This is a genomic window from Streptomyces sp. NBC_00510 (assembly GCA_036013505.1).
Classification (GTDB): domain Bacteria; phylum Actinomycetota; class Actinomycetes; order Streptomycetales; family Streptomycetaceae; genus Actinacidiphila.
Genome location: CP107851.1, coordinates 3,849,029 through 3,861,438 on the forward strand (window position 1 = coordinate 3,849,029; position 12,410 = coordinate 3,861,438).

Genomic DNA, 12,410 nt, shown 5'->3' on the forward strand with positions numbered 1-12,410 from the left:
ACTACAAGTGGAACTCGCCTATTACTCCGACTACGCCGTGCGCCTGGTGAACAGCGAGGAGCCCGAGCGCGGCCTCGACCATCTGACCTCGGTCGATGCCGTGCGCGAGCTGTTCGGTCCGGCCAGCCAGGCGGCGGGCCGCGTGGGCGACGCCGACGTACAGCGGCTGCGCACCGTCCGCACCCGGCTGCGCGGCGTCTTCGAGGCCGCCTCCGAGGGCGACGAGGTGCGCGCCGTGGACCTGCTGAACGCACTGCTGCTGGAGTTCCCGGTCAGCCCGCAGATCTCCGGCCACGAGTACCTCGACGAGAGCGGCCGGCCGGACTGGCACATGCACCTCGCCGAGCACGCGGCCACGGCGACCGCCTCCTACGCCGCGACCGCCTGCATGGGCCTGGCCTTCCAGCTCACCGACCTCGGTGTGGACCGGCTCGGCATCTGCCAGGCCACCACGTGCCGCAACGCCTACATCGACACCTCGACCAACCGGTCCCGCCGCTACTGCTCGGACCGCTGCGCGACCCGCGCCAACGTCGCGGCCTACCGCGCCCGCAAGCGCCTGGAGAACGAGCGGTCCGCCCTGAGCGGCCTGACGCAGGACACCAGCCAGCCCGCCACACCGGCCGCCGACCGCTGAACCTCGCGCGGCGGCCGGAAGCGCCCCCGTCCCCGGGCGAGCACCAGCTCGTCCGGGACGGTGCCGAACTCCCTGCTGTCGTTCTCCACGAAGGTGTTGTCGCCCAGCACCCACCAGCCGCCCTCGCGCCGCTCCACGGCGCGTTTGACGATCAGCAGGTCCTGCTGGAGCGGATGGCGCAGCACCACCACGTCACCCTCGCGGACCTCCGCGGCGCTCCTGACGTGCTGCACCAGCAGCCAGTCGCCGTGCTGCAGCGTCGGCACCATCGACGGACCTGTCACCTCGACCAGCTGGTACGGCACTCTCCTCCTCTGCCCAAGCCCGGGCTCACGCATGCTCAGCCTCCTCCTCCATGCTCCACCAGCCCAGGGTGACACCAGACTTTTGTCCTAAGCACCAAGGGGCGCCCGAGAAAACCACTCGACAGGGGAGTAATCTCCCTGGTGGAAAGACGATCACGAGGAAGGACAGTCATGCTCGCTCGCCTGTTCGCGCCCAAGGTCAAGGTCAGCGCCCACTGCGACCTGCCCTGCGGTGTCTACGACCCGGCCCAGGCCCGCATCGAGGCGCAGTCCGTCAAGGCGGTCCAGGAGAAGTTCCAGGCCAACGAGGACCCGCACTTCCGGGCCCGCGCCATCGTCATCAAGGAGCAGCGCGCGGAGCTCGTCAAGCACCACCTGTCGGTGCTGTGGAGCGACTACTTCAAGGCGCCGCACTTCGAGAAGTACCCGCAGCTGCACCAGCTCTTCAACGACGCGCTGAAGGCGGGCAGCGCCGCCAAGGCCTCGACCGACCCGGCGACCGGCCAGAAGCTGCTCGACCTGATCGACCAGATCGACGCCATCTTCCAGGAGACGAAGAAGGCCTGACCTGGCGTCGGCGCACCGCGCCCGGTCCGGGCGGCCCCGCGAGGGCCCGCGCGGACCGGGCGCGGTCGTACGCCCCCCGATCGGACCGTGACCGCAGGACAGGGCCTCCCGGCGCGCTTTGAATGGGCGCCATGCCGCTCCGCTCCCTCCGGGTCCGGACCTCACGCCCCCGCGCCCTGACCGCACTCGGCCTGGTGGCCGCGCTGACCGCCGGTGGTCTCGCCGGCGCGGTCGCCCCGGCACCCTCCGCGCACCGGGGCGGACCGGCCCCCTCCCCCTCCGGCGGCGCCGGCACGCTCCCGGACGCCCCGCCCGTCCAGCCCCCGCCGCAGCTGACGGCCGCGCAGGTGGCCCGCGCCGTGGACCGCCTGGACGGTTCCGTGCGGGAGGCGATGGGCGCGCGCCGCCCCGGCCGCGCCGAACGACGCGTACACCGGGACCTACGCCAACGACTACTACGGCCCGATGACCGTGCGCGTCCGCGACGGCGCCCTGACGATGGAACTGGGCCCGGGGCCGGTGCGCTTCGCGCTGCGCCACTACGCGGGCGGCACCTTCAGCTACGAGACCACCGGCGAGAACGCGGTGGGCCGCTCCGGTGTCACCTTCGCCCTGGGTGCGGACGGCCGGGCCGGCCGGGTCCGCGTGGAGCACCTCGACGCCGACGGCCTGGGCACCTTCACCCGGACCGCCGGGGCCGCCCCCGCCGGACGGACCCCCCGGGCCGGAGGCAAGTGACGGCCCGGGGGGCGCTTCCGCGGGGTACCGGCGCGCCACCCCCGAGCCGTCACTCGCGCTCCCGCGTGCGCGCAGGCACGCGCTCCGGAAGGGCGGGGGCAATACCGCGGAAGTCCGTGTGCGGGGCGACCCGACTTTGATGGACTCGCCCCCGTGGCGGTAACGCTCCCGAGCCCGGGGTGAAGGTGCAGGTGAGGGGGTGTGGGTCCGGGTCGGGCGGGTGGGGCCGCTGTAGACTCGATCTCACTCGTACGGGTCAACCGACGTGCTAGCAGGAAGAATCCATCCCGTGGTGAACGCACTGCAGGAACTGATCAAGCGCCGGCTGGAGCAGCGGGGCTGGTCGTACGGTGAGGTGGCGCGGCGCGGTGGTGTCCCGCGGTCGACGGTGCATCACCTGGCGACGACGGCGCGGGTGGCCCGGATGCCGCAGCAGTCCACGCTGGAGGGCCTGTCACGGGGGCTGGAACTGCCCCTGGAAGCGGTACGCCGGGCCGCAGCCGAGGCCTGCGGGATCCACCTGTACGTCGAGGACGGCTCCGGCACCACCCCCGACCCCGAGGTCGCCACCCTCATCGCCAGCGTCCAGCAACTGTCCGAAGCCGACCGCCGGCACGTCGCCGCCCTCGTCGAATCCCTCCTCCGCAGCTCCACCCGGTCATAGCCCGCCCGCCGCCGGGCCGTCCGGCGCCGCGCCGTCCGGTGGTCCTGCGCCGCGTGCGGAGCGGCAGCGGTACAGGAAGTCGTCCTGGTCGAGGCCGCACAGCGCCGCCATCGGTTCGACGGGCGGTCGCTCGAAGCGGTACGCCGTCAGCGCGCCGAGCAGCGCGCGGCCGTACGCCGGGCGCGGTGTCCTGCGCTCCGCAGGAGCGGTCCGGGCCATGTCAGCACGCCGCCGGTCTGACGCCGCGCAGCCAGCCGATGACCGCGTTGACGGTGGCGTAGTCGAGTTCGGCGATCCTGGCGACGGCGTCCGCGTCGTCCCGGCGGACCGGGACCCCGGCGGCGTCGAGGGCGCAGTGCAGCATGACCAGGTGCGCCTGCGTGGGCGGCAGGGTCTGACCCGCACGGATCTGGGTGCGCAGCAGGTAGGAGATCGGCAACGGGGGCGTCGGTCGGTCCACGGTCATGCTCGGGTTCCCTCGAAGTAGTCGGACAGGGCTGTGGTGAGGTCGAGCCGGCTGTGCCATGTGCGATGGTCGAGGAGTTCGGTCTGTGTCCGGGCCCAGAAGGCGCCGATCACGGCGTGGTCGTTCCGGTCGGCGACCAGGCCGGTGGGGGGCGCCAGTCCGCGGGCGTGGGCGCGTTCGGTGAAGACGAGGGTGGTGAAGCGCCCCTCGGGCCGGGGCCCGGGGTGGACGGAGTGCCGCAGCACCGCCCTGCTCAGGGCGTCCGCCGCCACGGCGGCGGCCGGTGCGGAGCCCGTGCTCCAGCCCATCAGCCGACGGGCGTGGGCGTCGAGCACGATCACGCAGAGCAGTTGGCCCTGGCGGGTGGCGAGTTCGACGGCGTCGGTCACCCAGAGCCGGTCGGGCACCCCGGGGCGGCCCTGGAGCCCGGCACGCCGCATGAGCAGTTCGACGGTGCCGTGGCTGATGGGGATGCCGTGCCGCAGGGTGAGCTCCTCGTGGATGCGCCGGTACCCGAAGGTGCCGCGCGAGGCGGCGTGGATGGAGCTGATGAGGTCCGTCAGCCACAGGTGCCGGGTGGAGCGGGGCGAGGCGGGCCGGCCGCGCCAGGTGAAGTACCCCGATTCGGAGATGCCGAGGACGCGCGTGGCGGTCCGGATCGGGAGCCCCTCACCGGCCATCACCTGCACGGCCTCAAATCGCCTTTTGGGGACACCACATCGCGCAGCAGCTCGGTGACCCGCCGGTGGACGGCGAGTTCGGTCTCCAGTTCGGTGATGCGCCTGCGGGCCGCGGTCAGCTCGGCGGTGCCCATCGGTGCGCGCCGCGGCCTGCCCAGGTGCGGCAGGTGCGTGCGCCGCCATTGGTAGATCGTCTGGTCGCCGAGGCCGAGGTCCAGGGCGACCTTCTTCACCGGCTCGCCCGCGACCAGCAGGTCGAGGGCCTTGCGGCGCAGCTCGGGCGGGTATCGCTTGGGCACTTCGTCCTCCGGAAGGCCGGTCGTGGTCCCGGGCCGGGGACCCGTCTGGGGGTTTGGGGAGGTGAGGGACGTGCCCCCGGCCCGGAAGCGGTGGGGGCGTCAGCTGACGTGGCGGTGCATGGTCACGGTGGGCCGGAACTCCCGCAGCGTGCTGGTTCCGGCGCCGGCCGGGACGGCTGCCGCCGCGCGGTCGAGGACGGCCCTGACCTCGGCGGCGAGGGCGTCCGCGCGGCGCTCGATCTCGGAGATCGGGTCGCCGCACCGCCTCAGCTCGGCCACCCGGCGCCGGATGTCGGCGAGCCGGTCCCGGTCGCGGGCGCTCAGGGTGAGCGGCCGCGGGGTCGCCACGATGAACTGGTAGGCGCCCGCGAACGTCTGGCATCCGGTGCAGTGCTGGTTGACGGCACGGCTGATGTTCGTGGCGTTGATCCGCCGGAGGTCGACACCGGAGGTGGTGACGATCTGGAAGGAGAGGGCGATCGAACGGCACGGACGGGAGAGCGAGCAGCCGACGGAGGCGGCGACCGCACGGTTGTGCGCCGCGGCGGCGACGAGCGGCCCGAACTGGTGGATCGAGAACTCCTCGTCGTACTGGACGGGGTGCGCCCGGTTGGCGAGGGTGTGCGCCTCGTCCACGGCGGCGCCGACGCTGCGGGGGATGTGCGACCCCGATGCCGCGCCCGCCGGGGCCGCGGTGGCGAGGGCGACGAGGCCGGCGGTGGTCAGCATGCCCAGCCGGACGGCCTTGCGGCCCACCGTGCTGGTGTGGGGCTTTCGGTGCGTCACGGACTTCTCCTGTACCGGTGGAAGGGATGTCGGGGGAAGGGGGAAGGGGGAAGGGGGAAGGGGAGGGACGGCCCGCGTCAGGTCGGCAGCGGCGCGGGGAAGGACACGGTGAAGCTCGGGATGGGGGGCTCCGAGGGCGTCGCGGAGTCCGACGGTGTGGCGGAGGGCGAGCCGTCGGACGGGCTCGGCCCTGCCGTGGCCGTGGTCCGGGTGCTGCTCGGTTGCGGTTCGCTGCGCGAGGCCCGCGGGCTGGGCGAGTTCGACGGCGAGGGGCTGCCGCTCGCCGAGGCGGAGGCGTCGGCCGAGCCGGACTCCGAGGGTTCGGCCGAGGACGCGCTCGCCGACGGCTCGCCCACGGCCACGGTCACCGGGGGTGTGGTGACGCTGGGCAGCGGTGCGGGGGCGACCGGGCGCAGGGGCCTGATCTCGGGCACTCCGGGCTGCAGGATGGGCGCGATCGGCGGCTGCGGTGGCAGCGGCTTGGGGGTCACCCCGCCCACCCACGCGGCGCACAGCGCCGCAGCTCCGGCCAGTGTGGCCCCGCCGATGAGGAGCCTCAGCCGGAGATTCCCCTCCGTGGCACGGACGACGTAGCGGACGAGCCGGCCCCCGAGGCGCACCGACAGGTACGCCGCCCCCGCCAAGGGGAAGATCAGCATCAGGCTGCCGATGACCCCGACCGTCCCGGCGGCGAACTGGCCCTCGGCGAAGGCGGAACCGGTCCCGGTCAGCTGCTCGACCAGGGACCGCAGGCTCGTCTCGAGCAGGCGCGGCAGGTTCCACAGCACGTAGCCGAGCTCGGCCAGCAGCAGGGGCACCATCGTCAGCACCCAGGTGGTGACGATGATCCGGGCGGAACGCTTGAGGTCGGAGACCTCGGGGGGCACCGGGCGGCCCGGGAGCATGCTGCGCAGGATCGGCTTGATCTTGCCGAAGAGGTCCGGGACGCCGGCGAGGTCACCGAGGATGTAGTAGCCGTCCAGCCGGACGGCCGGCATCAGCTGCTCGATGATCTCGAAGTGGGCGAGGTAGATGGCGGCGAGGAAGAAGGACTGCCCGGTGGCGAAGTAGCCGCCGGCCAGGGCCAGTATGAAGACGACGTTGAAGTAGACGCCGCCCAGGTCGGTGCGCATGCGCCCGCCCCGGCCGATCCGGTAGACGTCGGTGACGTCGGTGTACATCGACGGCCAGATGAGGAAGATGCCGCAGCCGATGGCCCCGGGGCGGGCCCCGCCGTAGCGGCACGCGGAGGCGTGCCCGAACTCGTGGAAGACGAGCGAGGCCACGGTCAGCGCGAACACCACGAGCATGAGCACCGGCTGCTCCAGCACCTGGAGCACCGGGGTCATCGCCCCGTGGACGGCGAACAGCCAGATCTCCATGGCGACCGCCGTCGCGAGCACCAGAGTCACCGCCAGCGGACGGTGCAGCCAGGCCAGGGAGCGGGCGATCCGGGCGACCTGCCGCTCGCGGAAGATGACCCGATGGCCCTTCAGGACGAGCAGGAGGTCCGCGGTGGGCCCGGTGACCTCGTCGTCCTCCTGCCCGAAAGGGACGGTGACGCCCAGCGGCTGGAGCTTGTTCTCGATCAGGTAGTGCACGTTCTCGGCGCTGACCTCACGGCCGAAGCGCCCGCTCACCCGGTGCGAGATGGCCTCGGTGTCGCGCCGCCCGTCGATGGCGCGGGCGACCAGGTACAGCAGCCGGCTCAGCTGCACGACCTGCCCGTCCCCCCGGCGGACGATGTACCGGGGTTCGGTGGTCCCCGAGCCCTTGTACTCGCCGAGGAGTTGCAGGCCCGCGCCGAGCCGCGGGACGGGGAAGCCCGTGTCGTGGAGGGGAGGTTCCATCACGTCCGCGCCGTACACCGCCGTTCCCGTGGGGCCGGGGCCGTGAGCAATGTGACTTTCCGTCACCGTCCTGCTCTTCCTCCCGAGACGGACCGCGCCACGACGGGCGCGGTCCGCACACGTACGGGTGTTGTTACTGGCGGATGTTGATGGCCTGGACGGCCTCGGACTGGGCGACCGCGAACGGGGAGAACTGGTTCGCCGCGAGCGACTCGTTGTGGGCGTCGACGTGCGCGATGTTCTTGGTCACGTGCGTGGTCTTGACGAAGCTGAACTTCAGCTTGCCCAGGGCCTCGCGGCCGGGCAGCAGCTCCGCGGACTCGGCGTCGAGCTGGTCCATGTTCATGGGGGGGGATACCTTTCTCGGTATGCGGAAGGAGGTGGAACGCCGACTACTGCTTGATGTTGATGGCCTGGGTGGCCTGCGACTGGGCGACCGCGTACGGCGACCACTCGTTGGCCGCGAGCGACTCGTTGTGGGCGTCGACGTGGGCCACGTGCTTGGTCACGTGCGTGGTCTTGACGAAGCTGAACTTGAGCTTGCCCAGGGCCTCGCGGCCGGGCAGCAGCTCCGCGGACTCGGTGTCCAGCTCACGCATGTCGAGCATGGGGGATCCTTCGGACGAGGGGTGCGGACGGGGGTCGGGTCCCAGGACCCGTCCATCCACACCGGACGATCTGTCTGACGGCGTTGGACAGTAGTCGGGCACCACGGGCCCGGCAAGCGATTCGGACCCATGACTGTCCGTCAACGCGGCGGCTGCACAAGGGAAACGACAGGTGGGAGCGCCGGCGAGGGCACCTCGGACACCCGGCCCCACCCCCCGGATATCACTCGAACGGGTCAATCCGCCCCCTGCCCGATGTGGGGAAGTCCCGGCAGAGGGGGCGAAGCGCGACGAACCGGTGGCTATCCTCTCGATCCCCGAGGTGCTTGGGCCGACCAAGCCTCCGGTGAGAGGGGTGCACGTGCTTGTCGTTCAAGGGGCGACCGCCACCGCCGTCGTCCGCCACCGGACCGGAGAGCCGGTGGTCCTGCTTTCCGGCGAACTCCCCGCGGTCCTCACGTCGGCCGCCCTGAACGAACTGCTGAATCTGGCCGCGGCCGTCCTCACGGCCGAGGAGATGACCCTCTTCCGCAGTTGCCTGACCGCGCTGCGCTGCGGGGAGAAACTCCAGGAACGCCGTATCGAGGTCAGCGGCGCCGTCCTCACCGTCTACAGCAGCTGACCAGAACCGAATTCCACCCTTTTTGGATTGCATTTCCCGGGGCGTTTTCAAAACGTCCGGCGCGGGCGACATGCCGGATACAGATCACCCTGGAGGGTGTTTCCCGAACCTCTCCCGAGGGATACCCGAGCACCAACTCCCAAAGCTCAGGTGCGGTTTTCCCCCGAAACCGGGGGTAAGGCGACGGGTCGCCCGTTCGGCCGCGCGGCACCGATCAGTGGAATGAATGCGGCACAAGTCCCGAGTAACGTCTGGCGGGCCATCCGGCAATTCACCGAGTTTGAGGAGAAATGCGGTGAGAAAATTCGTTCGCGCTGCCGCAACGGCGGCACTGGCCACGGTCGCCCTGGCGGTCCCCATGACGGCGACGGCATCCGCCACCCCGTCCCACTCCGCGTCCGGCCACTACCGGAACGCCGGGCACGGCAACTGGGGCGGGGACTACGGCCGCTGCGGGCCACGCCAGTGGGGGTACGGCAGGTGGGACGATCGCTGGGACCGCGGCCGGGGCCACGGCCACGGTCGCGGCCACGGTCGCGGCTTCGCCCACCAGCGGTACGACCGCTTCGGGTTCGACCGGTACTGGCAGGACCGCGACTGCGACTGCCGCTACCGCTACTGAACCGGCCACCCATGACGTGGGCCCCCGGGAAGGGGACTTTCCCGGGGGCCCACCCCTGTGCGCATTCCGTTCCGTCCGCCCCGCCGCTCAGCTGCTGTAGACGGTGAGGACGGCGCCGCTGACCTCGATACGGCGTTCCTGGAGTTTCTCCCCGCAGCGCAGCGCGGTCAGGCAACTGCGGAAGAGGGTCATCTCCTCGGCCGTGAGGACGGCCGCGGCCAGATTCAGCAGTTCGTTCAGGGCGGCCGGCGTGAGGACCGCGGGGAGTTCGCCGGAAAGCAGGACCACCGGCTCTCCGGTCCGGTGGCGGACGACGGCGGTGGCGGTCGCCCCTTGAACGACAAGCACGTGCACCCCTCTCACCGGAGGCCCCGGGTCCACGAACTCGTCGTCCCGAGACTGGAGAGAATATCCCCGTGCTCCCCACTCTTTGTCCGTTCTGGGTTACTTCACCACCACACGCCCCGTCAGGCACGGCATGGGCATGGCCAATCGAACGCCGGGTACCGGTCAGCGGACAGCAGCAAGGGCCAAATCAGCACGCTGCTGCACCAGATGGACCGGGCCGTCCGCAGTAGTCGCCGAGCGGCGTTTGGCGTTGCGATGTTCCCTGCGCCTGCGCGCGCCCCCAGGGGTCAGCCGGACTCCGGACCGGACGCCGACCGGGGCTCGGTGGAGCTGCGGAGGAGGGATTCGACGAGGGCGGCGACGTGCCGGCGGTCGGCTTCGGACAGTTGCTGGACGCTGGCGATGAGGGTGGCGACCTCGGGGTCGGGGGTGGTGCCGGCGCCGTCCTCGACGTACAGGTGGATCCCGCAGGCCTCGGCCGCGGCCCGGCGTACCGCTTCCAGGGGCAGTTCCAGCCCCCGTGACAGGCCCTCCAGCGTGGACTGCTGCGGCATCCGGGCCACCCGCGCCGTCGTCGCCAGGTGATGCACCGTCGACCGCGGGACACCACCGCGCCGCGCCACCTCACCGTACGACCAGCCCCGCTGCTCCAGCCGGCGCTTGATCAGTTCCTGCAGTGCGTTCACCACGGGATGGATTCTTCCTGCTAGCACGTCGGTTGACCCGTACGAGTGAGATCGAGTCTACAGCGGCCCCACCCGCCCGACCCGGACCCACACCCCCTCACCTGCACCTTCACCCCGGCGTGCCACGTCGGCCGGACCGAACTGCCGCGAAATGCTTGCCGCGGGGCGCGCCAGGGGCTAGCGTCCAATGTCATCAGACAACTCGTCCGATGGCCATGGACGACGCGGTGCGGACCCGCTTCCGCCCGACCGCCCCACCGGGCTCCCCTGCGAAGGCGGTCCGCACCCCGGAATCCCGACAGTGATTCTGCGCTTCCCCGGGCGGTTTCATCCGGCGTCGCCAAAACTGCCCTCCCTCCTCCGAAACCCGTACCTTCAACGCGCCGGGACGCGGCGCGTCACGCCCGGCGCCGGTGACGTCGGACGGAATCTAGGGGTGATCAACGCCCCCGAAACCCGGTTGCCCAAAACTGGCCGCTTTTGCCCCATCCGATCAAGTGATTCAACGTCATGGGCATTGCTCTCCGCACATGCCGACAGCAGATATATGCATGCTTCGTCGGCTCCCCCGGCCGGACGGTGTCCGTGCGCCGATCACTCGCAGCAGAATCCGGGAGTGGTATGTGCGACGAATTCTGCGGGCCCGCCCTCGCGGCATGGCTCGCCCGAGGAGCCGGTGACCCACGGCGCAGTCTCGACGAGTGGGCACGCGCCAGGAACCGGGTGACGCTGCTGCCGGCCGGCCACCGGTGGGACGCCGTCAGGATCCCCGAACGGCCGGGCCACGAGGTCCTGGCACGACTGCAGGACAGCACCGCGCCCGTCGGGCCCGTCATGTGGGACCGGCGCTGCGGCTTCCTGTACTTCCTGGTGCCGCCCCGCGCCGAGGACGTCTGGTCCCCGCTCGGGCTGCGCTTCCTCACCCTCGGCGGGTGGCTGGCCGCCGCCGACCCGCGCAGGCCGGCCCGGCACCCGGCCCTGTGGATCCACTCCACGGGCGCCGTGGAACTCACCGGCCCGGCATATCTCTACATCGCCTGCCTGGGGGTGCTGACCGCCGGCGCCCGCCCCCTGCCGCGCGTTCCCGCGCCCCTGTGAGACGGCCGCCGGCCCGTCACACCCGCAGCGCCCGCCCGCCGCGCACGGCACGTACGCCCCGCATGGCGCGCAGGGTGCGCACCACCCGGCGCACGGCGCGGTGCCGGCGGAGGGCCTCGGCGCGGACCGGGCTGCCCCGGGCAGGTGCAGGCTGGTGAGGCGACGGCGCTTGAAGTACCGGGGGTGGCGCGGCAGATGACGACGGAGCCACTCCTCGGCCTCCGGGCGCAGCCCGGGGTGGAGACGGGCCTGCATGCAGTAGCCCACGGTCCGCAGCAGCGGGGCGAGGGTCCCCTCCACCACCTCCGCGGTGAGGGCCGGAGAGCGGCCGACGAGGGCGGCGTCCCGCTCCAGGTCCGGGAGGGCGGCGTCGACGAGGGTGAGCGGGATGCGGTCCTCGCTCTCGTACGGGGCGATCCGGTCCAGCAGCGGTCCGGTGCCGACGCGCGCGGCGGGGATGCCGTGCAGGGCCGCGGCGGTGAACAGGGCGGTCGAGGAACAGCCGACGACCAGCGCGGGGCGGAACCGCGCGAGAAGGGCCTCGGCGGCGACGGGCCCCTCCAGGACCGCCAGTTCCACGCCGAGCCCGGCGGCGGCCTTGCCGAGCGAGGACGTCAGGTCCTCGGGCGCGCCGGGATCGGGGGCGTAGACCAGCGAGGTGTGACCGGCCGCGACCGCTCCGCGGAGCATGCGCACGTGGAGCCCGGCCTCCTCCCGCCCGTCGACGAGGCCGCTCGCGCTCAGGTGCTCGCCGAGCAGGAGTGCGGTGTGCCGCTCGGGAACCGGCGGGACGAGGGCGGCCATGCCCTGGAGCGTGCTCAGCAGCACGTCCTTGGGGACGGCCACGGGCTCCACCGCGTGCTCGGCGAGCAGCAGCGGGCGCAGCCCCGGCAGCAGGTCGACGTGGAGCAGCCGCGCGATACGGCAGCCGAGGCCGGCGGACAGCCGGGCGGCGGTCGGTCCGTAGCCCGTCAGGCCGGCGGCGTACACATGGACCGGGCTCTCGGCGAAGATCTCGGCTACCGAGCGGGCGGGCGGCGAGTGCGGCGCCTCGCAGACGATCTCCACGGGCCCTTCGCCGAGCTCCCAGGCGAGCCGCAGGGCCCGCTCCCACAGGGTGAGGTCCTCCTCGCGGGGCGACCAGTCGGCCGGGTGGTGCGGGGCGATGGCGGCGTTCCAGGAGCGCACGGCGTCGTACTCGGGCCGCAGCGCGGCGAAGCCCGGCGTGCGGTCGAGGGGCGTGGCGAGCTCGGGGACGGCCGAGACGTCGCTCACCACGAGGAGACGGCGGCGGCCCCCACGGGGTCCGAACAACCCCGCCCGGATGGCCGCCGTGACGGTCGCCGCCGCGTAAGGGGTGGCGGCGAAGAAGATCTGGGTCATCCACTCGTCCTTCGTGTCGCCGCGCGCCCGGCGCGGCATCCGGTCCGGGGC

At 72.3% G+C, this 12,410-nt stretch carries 17 protein-coding genes and 2 pseudogenes; 7 read left to right on the forward strand and 12 right to left on the reverse strand.

What is annotated here, in order from left to right:
- Window positions 1-7 precede the first annotated feature (7 nt).
- The gene (locus OG937_16880) at window positions 8-637 is read left to right on the forward strand and encodes a CGNR zinc finger domain-containing protein (GenBank protein ID WUD73245.1); all 630 of its coding nucleotides are present in this window, start codon (window positions 8-10) and stop codon (window positions 635-637) included.
- Here OG937_16880 and sodX read toward each other — a convergent pair.
- Window positions 541-975, reverse strand: a complete 435-nt coding sequence (sodX, locus tag OG937_16885) for a nickel-type superoxide dismutase maturation protease (protein ID WUD73246.1) — start codon at window positions 973-975, stop codon at window positions 541-543. The genes OG937_16880 and sodX overlap by 97 nt on opposite strands.
- A gap of 138 nt (window positions 976-1,113) precedes the next feature.
- Here sodX and sodN point away from each other — a divergent pair, with 138 nt between their 5' ends.
- From sodN to OG937_16900, 3 genes and pseudogenes are all read left to right on the forward strand, one after another.
- Window positions 1,114-1,509 (forward strand): superoxide dismutase, Ni, encoded by a 396-nt coding sequence (gene sodN / locus OG937_16890; GenBank protein WUD73247.1) that lies wholly within the window; start codon window positions 1,114-1,116, stop codon window positions 1,507-1,509.
- A gap of 408 nt (window positions 1,510-1,917) precedes the next feature.
- A pseudogene (locus OG937_16895) lies at window positions 1,918-2,247 on the forward strand (DUF3471 domain-containing protein).
- Window positions 2,248-2,536: 289 nt separating this feature from the next.
- Window positions 2,537-2,911, forward strand: a complete 375-nt coding sequence (locus tag OG937_16900; GenBank protein WUD73248.1) for a helix-turn-helix domain-containing protein — start codon at window positions 2,537-2,539, stop codon at window positions 2,909-2,911.
- Here the strand turns inward: OG937_16900 and OG937_16905 are convergent.
- From OG937_16905 to OG937_16940, 8 genes are all read right to left on the reverse strand, one after another.
- A complete protein-coding gene (locus tag OG937_16905; GenBank protein ID WUD73249.1) occupies window positions 2,906-3,130 on the reverse strand; it encodes a hypothetical protein in 225 nt (74 codons plus the stop codon). The genes OG937_16900 and OG937_16905 overlap by 6 nt on opposite strands.
- 1 nt (window position 3,131) lies before the next feature.
- Window positions 3,132-3,377, reverse strand: coding sequence for a hypothetical protein (locus OG937_16910; GenBank protein ID WUD73250.1), 246 nt, complete (start codon window positions 3,375-3,377; stop codon window positions 3,132-3,134).
- Window positions 3,374-4,057: an IS3 family transposase gene (locus OG937_16915; GenBank protein WUD78773.1), complete on the reverse strand. Its 684-nt coding sequence runs from the start codon at window positions 4,055-4,057 to the stop codon at window positions 3,374-3,376. The genes OG937_16910 and OG937_16915 overlap by 4 nt, the downstream gene beginning before the upstream one ends.
- The gene (locus tag OG937_16920) at window positions 4,057-4,356 is read right to left on the reverse strand and encodes a transposase (protein WUD73251.1); all 300 of its coding nucleotides are present in this window, start codon (window positions 4,354-4,356) and stop codon (window positions 4,057-4,059) included. Before OG937_16920 ends, OG937_16915 begins: the two co-directional genes overlap by 1 nt.
- Before the next feature lie 99 nt (window positions 4,357-4,455).
- A complete protein-coding gene (locus tag OG937_16925; GenBank protein WUD73252.1) occupies window positions 4,456-5,142 on the reverse strand; it encodes a hypothetical protein in 687 nt (228 codons plus the stop codon).
- 77 nt (window positions 5,143-5,219) lie between these two features.
- Complete coding sequence (locus tag OG937_16930) at window positions 5,220-6,992, reverse strand: hypothetical protein (GenBank protein ID WUD78774.1); 1,773 nt, start codon at window positions 6,990-6,992, stop codon at window positions 5,220-5,222.
- Window positions 6,993-7,125: 133 nt separating this feature from the next.
- Window positions 7,126-7,338, reverse strand: coding sequence for a hypothetical protein (locus tag OG937_16935; protein WUD73253.1), 213 nt, complete (start codon window positions 7,336-7,338; stop codon window positions 7,126-7,128).
- A gap of 46 nt (window positions 7,339-7,384) precedes the next feature.
- A complete protein-coding gene (locus tag OG937_16940) occupies window positions 7,385-7,600 on the reverse strand; it encodes a hypothetical protein (protein WUD73254.1) in 216 nt (71 codons plus the stop codon).
- Window positions 7,601-7,961: 361 nt separating this feature from the next.
- Between OG937_16940 and OG937_16945 the strand changes: the two genes are divergently transcribed.
- Window positions 7,962-8,222 carry a hypothetical protein gene (locus OG937_16945; protein WUD73255.1) on the forward strand — a complete coding sequence of 87 codons (261 nt, stop codon included), beginning with the start codon at window positions 7,962-7,964 and terminating at the stop codon, window positions 8,220-8,222.
- A gap of 295 nt (window positions 8,223-8,517) precedes the next feature.
- Window positions 8,518-8,844, forward strand: coding sequence for a hypothetical protein (locus tag OG937_16950; GenBank protein ID WUD73256.1), 327 nt, complete (start codon window positions 8,518-8,520; stop codon window positions 8,842-8,844).
- An 87-nt stretch (window positions 8,845-8,931) separates the two neighbouring features.
- Here OG937_16950 and OG937_16955 read toward each other — a convergent pair whose 3' ends face one another.
- The gene (locus OG937_16955; protein ID WUD73257.1) at window positions 8,932-9,192 is read right to left on the reverse strand and encodes a hypothetical protein; all 261 of its coding nucleotides are present in this window, start codon (window positions 9,190-9,192) and stop codon (window positions 8,932-8,934) included.
- Between the two features lie 287 nt (window positions 9,193-9,479).
- Window positions 9,480-9,881, reverse strand: a complete 402-nt coding sequence (locus OG937_16960) for a helix-turn-helix domain-containing protein (GenBank protein ID WUD73258.1) — start codon at window positions 9,879-9,881, stop codon at window positions 9,480-9,482.
- 618 nt (window positions 9,882-10,499) lie between these two features.
- On the opposite strand from OG937_16960, the gene OG937_16965 reads away from it, so the two are divergent.
- Window positions 10,500-10,976 carry a hypothetical protein gene (locus OG937_16965; GenBank protein ID WUD73259.1) on the forward strand — a complete coding sequence of 159 codons (477 nt, stop codon included), beginning with the start codon at window positions 10,500-10,502 and terminating at the stop codon, window positions 10,974-10,976.
- 16 nt (window positions 10,977-10,992) lie between these two features.
- Here OG937_16965 and OG937_16970 read toward each other — a convergent pair.
- Window positions 10,993-12,359, reverse strand: a pseudogene (locus OG937_16970) (alpha-2,8-polysialyltransferase family protein).
- Between the last annotated feature and the right edge of the window lie 51 nt (window positions 12,360-12,410).

Excerpts from the sequence above, each read along its gene's own strand:
- OG937_16935 (WUD73253.1), bottom strand. The coding sequence starts at position 7,338 with ATGAACATGGACCAGCTCGACGCCGAGTCCGCGGAGCTGCTGCCCGGC.
- OG937_16965 (WUD73259.1), top strand. The coding sequence starts at position 10,500 with ATGTGCGACGAATTCTGCGGGCCCGCCCTCGCGGCATGGCTCGCCCGA.
- sodN (WUD73247.1), top strand. The coding sequence starts at position 1,114 with ATGCTCGCTCGCCTGTTCGCGCCCAAGGTCAAGGTCAGCGCCCACTGC.
- OG937_16915 (WUD78773.1), bottom strand. The coding sequence starts at position 4,057 with ATGGCCGGTGAGGGGCTCCCGATCCGGACCGCCACGCGCGTCCTCGGC.
- OG937_16940 (WUD73254.1), bottom strand. The coding sequence starts at position 7,600 with ATGCTCGACATGCGTGAGCTGGACACCGAGTCCGCGGAGCTGCTGCCC.
- OG937_16905 (WUD73249.1), bottom strand. The coding sequence starts at position 3,130 with ATGGCCCGGACCGCTCCTGCGGAGCGCAGGACACCGCGCCCGGCGTAC.
- OG937_16930 (WUD78774.1), bottom strand. The coding sequence starts at position 6,992 with ATGGAACCTCCCCTCCACGACACGGGCTTCCCCGTCCCGCGGCTCGGC.
- sodX (WUD73246.1), bottom strand. The coding sequence starts at position 975 with ATGCGTGAGCCCGGGCTTGGGCAGAGGAGGAGAGTGCCGTACCAGCTG.
- OG937_16910 (WUD73250.1), bottom strand. The coding sequence starts at position 3,377 with ATGACCGTGGACCGACCGACGCCCCCGTTGCCGATCTCCTACCTGCTG.